We start from the raw sequence: 6,482 nt of genomic DNA, 5'->3' as shown, positions 1-6,482 counted from the left end.
AAGATCGACGGGATCGTCAAGGACGAGGTCAAGCCCCAGGTCCACACCTGGAAGTTCCCCGACGGCAAGGTCCTCATCGTCCTGTCCGAGGGCCGTCTGCTGAACCTGGGCAACGCGACCGGCCACCCGTCGTTCGTGATGTCGAACTCCTTCGCGGACCAGACCCTGGCCCAGATCGAGCTCTTCACCAAGCCGTCCGAGTACCCGACCGACGTGTACGTGCTGCCCAAGCACCTCGACGAGAAGGTGGCCCGACTCCACCTCGACGCCCTCGGCGTCAAGCTCACCACCCTGCGCCCGGAGCAGGCCGCCTACATCGGCGTCGAGGTCGAGGGCCCGTACAAGCCCGACCACTACCGCTACTGATCACGGCCCCGATCAGCGGCGCAGGCTGTGAGCAGGCCCCCGGCACCCGTGCCGGGGGCCTGCCCCGTACGGGCCGGGACCACCGGAACTGGATCGAAGGTCGAGCAGACGTTCGCAAGCTCTCAGTGACACCCGGACGTGAGAGGCAGCTATGATCAATCTTTTTCAGCCCCAGGTCGGTGCTGAGGAACTCGACGCGGTTGCCGCTGTGTTCCAGGACCGCTGGCTCGGTCACGGACCCCGGACGAAGGCCTTCGAAGCGGCCTTCGCCGAACACCTGGGTGTCGCCCCGGAACACGTCGTCTTCATCAACTCGGCCACCTCGGGCCTGTTCCTCGCCGCCGAGGCCCTCGACCTCCAGGACGGCGACGAGGTCGTCCTGCCGTCCCTGAGCTTCCTCGCCGCGGCCAACGCCGTCCTCGCCCACGGCGGCCGCCCGGTCTTCTGCGACGTGGACCCCCGGACGCTGAACCCCACCCTGGAGGACATCGAGGCCGCCCTCACCGAGCGGACCAAGGCCGTGGTCGTCCTCCACTACGGCGGCTACCCCGGCGACATCGCCCGGATCGCCGAACGCTGCCGCGACCTGGGCATCACCCTGATCGAGGACTCCGCCTGCTCCGTCGCCTCCCGCGTCGACGGCCGGGCCGTCGGCACCTTCGGCGACATCGCGATGTGGAGCTTCGACGCCATGAAGGTCCTCGTCACCGGGGACGGCGGGATGATCTACGTCAAGGACCCCGAGCGGGCCGCCCGGATCCGCCGCCTCGCCTACCACGGCCTCGCCCAGTCCAGCGGCTTCGGCTACGCCAAGGTCTCCGCCCGCTGGTGGGAGCTGGACATCCCGGAACCGGGGCGCCGCGTCATCGGCAACGACCTCACCGCCGCCATCGGCTCCGTACAGCTGCGCCGGCTTCCCGAGATGGTCGCGCGCCGCAAGGAGATCGTCGACCTCTACGACCGGGAACTCGGCGGGCTCCAGGGCGTGCTGACGCCCCCGCCGCTGCCCGAGGGCCACGAGTCCACGTACTACTTCTACTGGGTGCAGCTGCACCCCGGGATCCGTGACCAGGTCGCCGGCGACCTGCTCGCGGACGACATCTACACCACCTTCCGCTACGCGCCCCTCCACAAGGTGCCGGCCTACGCACCCGCGGACGGCCCGGCCCCCGAACTCAGCGGCTCCGACTGGGTGTCCGACCGGACCCTGTGCCTGCCCCTGCACCCGGGCCTGTCCGACGCGGACGTGCTCACCGTCGTCGCCTCCCTCCGCAAGGCCGTGGAAACGCGGAGCGCCGAGACGCAGAAGGACTCCCCCGTGAAGGACAACCGATGAACAGACGCGTCGTCATCACCGGCATCGGCGTGGTCGCACCCGGGGGAGTGGGCACGAAGAACTACTGGTCCCACCTCACCTCCGGCCGGACCGCCACCCGCTCCGTCACCCTCTTCGACGCCTCGCAGTTCCGCTCGCGCATCGCCGCGGAGGCCGACTTCGACCCCCTGGACCACGGGTTCACCCCGCAGGAGGCCGCCCGCCTCGACCGGGCCGCCCAGTTCGCGCTCGTCAGCGCCGACGAAGCGCTCCGCGACAGCGGACTCGACACCGGACTCCTGGACCCCACCCGGACCGGAGTCACCCTCGGCAGCGCCGTCGGCTGCACCACCGGCCTCGACACCGAGTACGACGCGGTGAGCGGGGGCGGGAGCACCTGGCAGGTGGACCACACCCTCGCCGTCTCCCACCTGTTCGACTACTTCGTACCCAGCTCGCTGGCCGCGGAAGTGGCCTGGCGGGTCGGCGCCCAGGGCCCCGTCTCCCTGGTCTCCACGGGCTGCACCTCCGGCCTGGACTCCATCGGCCACGCCGTCGAGCTGATCCGCGAGGGCAGCGCCGACGTGATGATCACCGGCGCCACCGAGGCACCGATCTCCCCCATCACCGTCGCCTGCTTCGACGCCATCAAGGCCACCTCGCCCAGCAACGACGACCCGGCGACCGCCTCCCGGCCCTTCGACGCCACCCGCAACGGGTTCGTCCTCGGCGAGGGCTCCGCCGTCCTGGTCCTCGAAGAACTGCAGAGCGCCCGCCGCCGCGGCGCCCACGTGTACGCGGAGATCTCCGGGTTCGCCAGCCGCGGCAACGCCTACCACATGACGGGCCTGCGCCCCGAGGGCCACGAGATGGCGCAGGCGATCACCGTCGCCCTCGACGAGGCACGCCTCGACGCCGGCGCCGTCGACTACGTCAACGCGCACGGATCCGGCACCAAGCAGAACGACCGGCACGAGACCGCCGCCTTCAAGCGCAGCCTCGGACAGCACGCCTACGAGGTGCCCGTCAGCTCCATCAAGTCGATGATCGGGCACTCCCTCGGGGCGATCGGCTCCCTGGAGATCGCCGCCAGCGCGCTGGCCATCGAGCACAACGTGGTGCCGCCGACCGCGAACCTGCACCGTCCCGACCCCCAGTGCGACCTGGACTACACCCCGCTCACCGCACGCGAGCACCGCACCGACACCGTGCTCAGCGTCGGCAGCGGCTTCGGCGGCTTCCAGAGCGCCATGATCCTGACCCGCCCGCGTCTGGGAGATGCCGCATGACCACCGACACGACCGTCAGCGCCACCCGCATCCGGCCCGACGCCGCGGTCCGGCCCGACGCACCCGTCGTCACCGGCATCGGCGTGGCCGCCCCGAACGGGCTGGGCACCGAGGCGTGGTGGAGCGCGGTCCTGCGCGGCGAGAGCGGCATCCGCCCGCTCTCCCGGTTCGAAGCCGGCCAGTACCCGGCGAAGCTGGCCGGGGAGGTCCCCGGCTTCGACCCGGCCGAGCACCTTCCGAGCCGGCTGCTGCCGCAGACCGCCCACGTGACCCGGCTCGCCCTCACCGCCGCCGACGAGGCCCTCGCCGACGCCGGAGTGGACCCGGCCGACCTCGCCGACTACACGGCGGGCGTCATCACCGCCAACTCCGCCGGCGGCTACGAGTTCGGCCAGCGCGAGCTCCAGGCCCTGTGGAGCAAGGGCGGCCAGTACGTCAGCGCCTACCAGTCCTTCGCCTGGTTCTACGCCGTCAACAGCGGCCAGATCTCCATCAAGAACGGCATGCGCGGACCCAACAGCGTCATCGTCAGCGAGCAGGCCGGCGGACTCGACGCCGTCGCCCAGGCCCGCCGCCAGCTCCGCAAGGGCATCCGGCTGCTCATCACAGGCGGCCTGGACTCCTCCCTCTGCCCGTGGGGCTGGGCGGCACACCTCGCCGGCGGCGAGCTGAGCACCTCCGAGGACCCCGAGCGCGCCTACCTGCCCTTCTCCGCCGAAGCCGACGGCCACGTCGTCGGCGAGGGCGGGGCGCTCCTCGTCCTGGAGGAGGCAGCGGCGGCCCACGACCGCGGGGCCACGGTCTACGGCACGGTGGCCGGCTACGCCGCCACCTTCGACCCGAAGCCCGGTTCGGGCGGCGCCCCGCGCCTGCGCGACGCCGCCGCACTGGCGCTGCGCGAGGCCGGACTGGAGCCGGCCGACGTCGACGTGGTCTTCGCCGACGCGGCCGGACGCCGCGCCGCCGACCGGGACGAGGCCGAGGCCATCGCGGCCCTGTTCGGCGCCCACGGGGTACCCGTGACCGCACCCAAGACGATGACGGGCCGGCTCGCCGCGGGCGGCGCCTCCCTCGACCTGGCCGCCGCGCTGCTGTCCCTGCGCGACGGGGTGATCCCGCCGACCGTCAACACCGGCCCGCCCGCGGCGGACTGCCCCATCGACCTCGTGACCGCGGTACGCCGCCCCGGGCGGCTGCGCACCGCCCTGGTGCTGGCCCGCGGCCGCGGAGGCTTCAACGCGGCCATGGTGGTCCGCGCAGCCTGAGAAGAACGGGCCGGTACCGGGCGCCCTCGCGGACGGCCAGTCCCGGCCGGAGGACCGGCCGCACCCATCCGGCGGCCGCGCCCGTACGCACCTGAGCCAGGAGGACCGTTGCCCACCATCGACCCCGCCGAATTCGCCCGCACCATGGCACACGTGCCCACGCCGGTCACCGTCGTGACCACCGTGGACCCGGCCGGCCGTCGCCTGGGTTTCACCGCCGGCTCCTTCACGTCCCTCTCCCTGGACCCGCCGCTGGTGCTGGTCTGCCTGGCGAAGAAGGCGTCCTGCCACGACGCCTTCACCCGCACCGGCCGGTTCCTCGTCAACGTGCTGGCCGCCGACCAGGCCGACGTCGCCGGGGCCTTCGCCCGCTCGGGACACTCGGGGCGGGACAAGTTCGCGGGCACCCCGATGGAGCCGCTCGAACACGGACTGCCCGGCCTGACCGACGCCACGGCCCGGATCGTCTGCACCCTGCACGACGTCCTGGACGGCGGGGACCACAGCATCCTCGTCGGCCGCATGGAATCCGCCGACGTCAGCGGGGCGGAGCCGCTCGTCTACCACAACCGGCGCTTCACCCGGCCCGGCACGGGCGCGGCCCTGCTGTCGTCCGCCGGCTGAGCAGACCGCCCAACGGGCCCGACCATTAACGGCGTTAACGGTGCACCACCGTTAACGCCGTTAACGCTTCCCCGGTCTGGTCAGTCCCGGTTGGTGTCCTCCGCGGTCACCCGGTCCGCGGGAGCGGCCGCGGGCGGACCGGCGGGTGCCTCCCCGGCCTCCCCCGCCTCCCCGGCCGAGGCGGGGAGCTCCTTCACCGCCAGGGACAGCAGCAGCACCACGGCGCCGAGACCGGCCGCGATGACGAAGCCGGTGGTGATCGAGGTGGCTCCGATGACGGGGCCGATGATCAGCGGCGCGACGAACTGCCCCAGGAAGTTGGCCGTCCCCGACAGGGCCATGACCTGGCCGCGCAGGGCGGGCGGAGCCGCCTCGCCGAGCATCATCGCCAGCGCCGGTACGGAAACCCCGCTGCCGAGTCCGAACAGCGCCGCCGCGACCGTGAGCAGGGCCGGGTGCCCGGCCAGCCCGATGGTCAGCATCGAGAGCGTCCACAGGGTCAGGGACATGCGCAGCAGGTTCACGTACCCGAGCCGGCCCTTGAGCCGGGCGTAGAACAGGCCGATGACGCTGCCCGCCACCGAGGTGCTGGTGGTGATCAGGGAGATGACGAACGGGTCGGCCACGTCCAGCTGGGTGAGCCGCTGCGGGAGGAAGACGGCCATCACGTACAGCAGGAACGAGCTGAACAGCGACAGCCCGTACAGCTGGAGCAGCCGGGGCTGCTGCCGGATCAGGGCCACCGCGCTGACGCCCTTGGCCCGGGGCGCCACCGGGGCGTTGGGCAGGACGAAGAGCACCGCGACGCCGAGCGGGATGCCCAGCAGGTAGACCGCGAACGGCCCGTGCCAGGACAGGCTGCCCAGCGCACCACCTATCAGCGGCCAGATGATGCCGCCCATGCTGATGGCGGTGCCGCGCCAGCCGGCGACCTTGTCCCGCTCCGGCCCCTGGTAGAGGGAGATCAGCGCCACGGTCGTCCCGCTGAACAGGGCGGCGGCGCCGATGCCGAAGACGAACCTGCTGATGATGAGGGTGGTGTAGGTGTCGGCGAACAGTCCCGCCCCGCCGGCCAGGCCGTAGATCACGAGACCGAGCGCCAGGGGCAGGCGTACCCCCCAGCGGTCGATCGCCCAGCCGATGAAGGGGCTGACGATGGCCAGGGAAAGGCCGTGCGCCGTCAGGATCAGCCCGGCTTGGGTGCCGCTGACCCCGAGATCACCTCTGATGACACTGACGACCGGGGCGACCACGGCTCCGGCCATGATGGTCAGGGTCGAGATGGTGAGAAGGATGAACAGCGTGGCCCTGTTGGGGGCGGGGGCTGCTGCGGCAGCCAGAGGCTGTGCGGCCATACGGAACTCCGGTGGTGGTATGCGGTCCACGATCCCGGTCGGTGCGTCGGGGGAGTTCGAGGTCGCGGGGACACCGGTGGGATGTCCGGAAATATCGGACCGGAACCCTTCCCGCCCACGAAGGGGATCTTTATCCCCCAGAGTGCGAGATTCCGCTAGACCCCCGCTCGACCCCCGCTCGGCGCACGGCCCAGGCCGCGCCAAGGCACCACCGGGGCTCCGCCGCCCTTCTGCCGGACACCGCTCGACCGCCGCTGGGGAGCGGCTC

Annotated in this window: 6 protein-coding genes; 5 read left to right on the top strand and 1 reads right to left on the bottom strand. The window is 72.1% G+C overall.

Annotation, left to right across the window (positions count from 1 at the left end; all coding sequences use genetic code 11):
- The 5 genes from ABZZ17_RS26605 to ABZZ17_RS26585 all read left to right on the top strand — a co-directional run.
- On the top strand, positions 1-366 hold a 366-nt coding region (locus tag ABZZ17_RS26605; protein WP_356879280.1), incomplete at its 5' end, for an adenosylhomocysteinase.
- 151 nt (positions 367-517) lie between these two features.
- The gene (locus ABZZ17_RS26600) at positions 518-1,702 is read left to right on the top strand and encodes a DegT/DnrJ/EryC1/StrS family aminotransferase (RefSeq protein WP_356879278.1); all 1,185 of its coding nucleotides are present in this window, start codon (positions 518-520) and stop codon (positions 1,700-1,702) included.
- Positions 1,699-2,970: a beta-ketoacyl-[acyl-carrier-protein] synthase family protein gene (locus tag ABZZ17_RS26595; protein ID WP_356879276.1), complete on the top strand. Its 1,272-nt coding sequence runs from the start codon at positions 1,699-1,701 to the stop codon at positions 2,968-2,970. Before ABZZ17_RS26600 ends, ABZZ17_RS26595 begins: the two co-directional genes overlap by 4 nt.
- On the top strand, positions 2,967-4,235 hold the full coding sequence (locus ABZZ17_RS26590; RefSeq protein WP_356879274.1) for a ketosynthase chain-length factor: 1,269 nt from the start codon (positions 2,967-2,969) through the stop codon (positions 4,233-4,235). The genes ABZZ17_RS26595 and ABZZ17_RS26590 overlap by 4 nt, the downstream gene beginning before the upstream one ends.
- Before the next feature lie 108 nt (positions 4,236-4,343).
- The gene (locus ABZZ17_RS26585; RefSeq protein ID WP_356879272.1) at positions 4,344-4,859 is read left to right on the top strand and encodes a flavin reductase family protein; all 516 of its coding nucleotides are present in this window, start codon (positions 4,344-4,346) and stop codon (positions 4,857-4,859) included.
- Between the two features lie 80 nt (positions 4,860-4,939).
- Here ABZZ17_RS26585 and ABZZ17_RS26580 read toward each other — a convergent pair whose 3' ends face one another.
- On the bottom strand, positions 4,940-6,214 hold the full coding sequence (locus ABZZ17_RS26580; protein ID WP_356879270.1) for an MFS transporter: 1,275 nt from the start codon (positions 6,212-6,214) through the stop codon (positions 4,940-4,942).
- Positions 6,215-6,482: the final 268 nt, after the last annotated feature.

Source organism: Streptomyces sp. NPDC006512 (assembly GCF_040611935.1).
Lineage (GTDB): Bacteria > Actinomycetota > Actinomycetes > Streptomycetales > Streptomycetaceae > Streptomyces.
The sequence above is the reverse complement of the archived record's forward strand: the minus strand, read 5'-3'. Positions and strand labels throughout refer to the sequence as shown.

Excerpts from the sequence above, each read along its gene's own strand:
- ABZZ17_RS26600 (WP_356879278.1), top strand. The coding sequence starts at position 518 with ATGATCAATCTTTTTCAGCCCCAGGTCGGTGCTGAGGAACTCGACGCG.
- ABZZ17_RS26595 (WP_356879276.1), top strand. The coding sequence starts at position 1,699 with ATGAACAGACGCGTCGTCATCACCGGCATCGGCGTGGTCGCACCCGGG.
- ABZZ17_RS26590 (WP_356879274.1), top strand. The coding sequence starts at position 2,967 with ATGACCACCGACACGACCGTCAGCGCCACCCGCATCCGGCCCGACGCC.
- ABZZ17_RS26580 (WP_356879270.1), bottom strand. The coding sequence starts at position 6,214 with ATGGCCGCACAGCCTCTGGCTGCCGCAGCAGCCCCCGCCCCCAACAGG.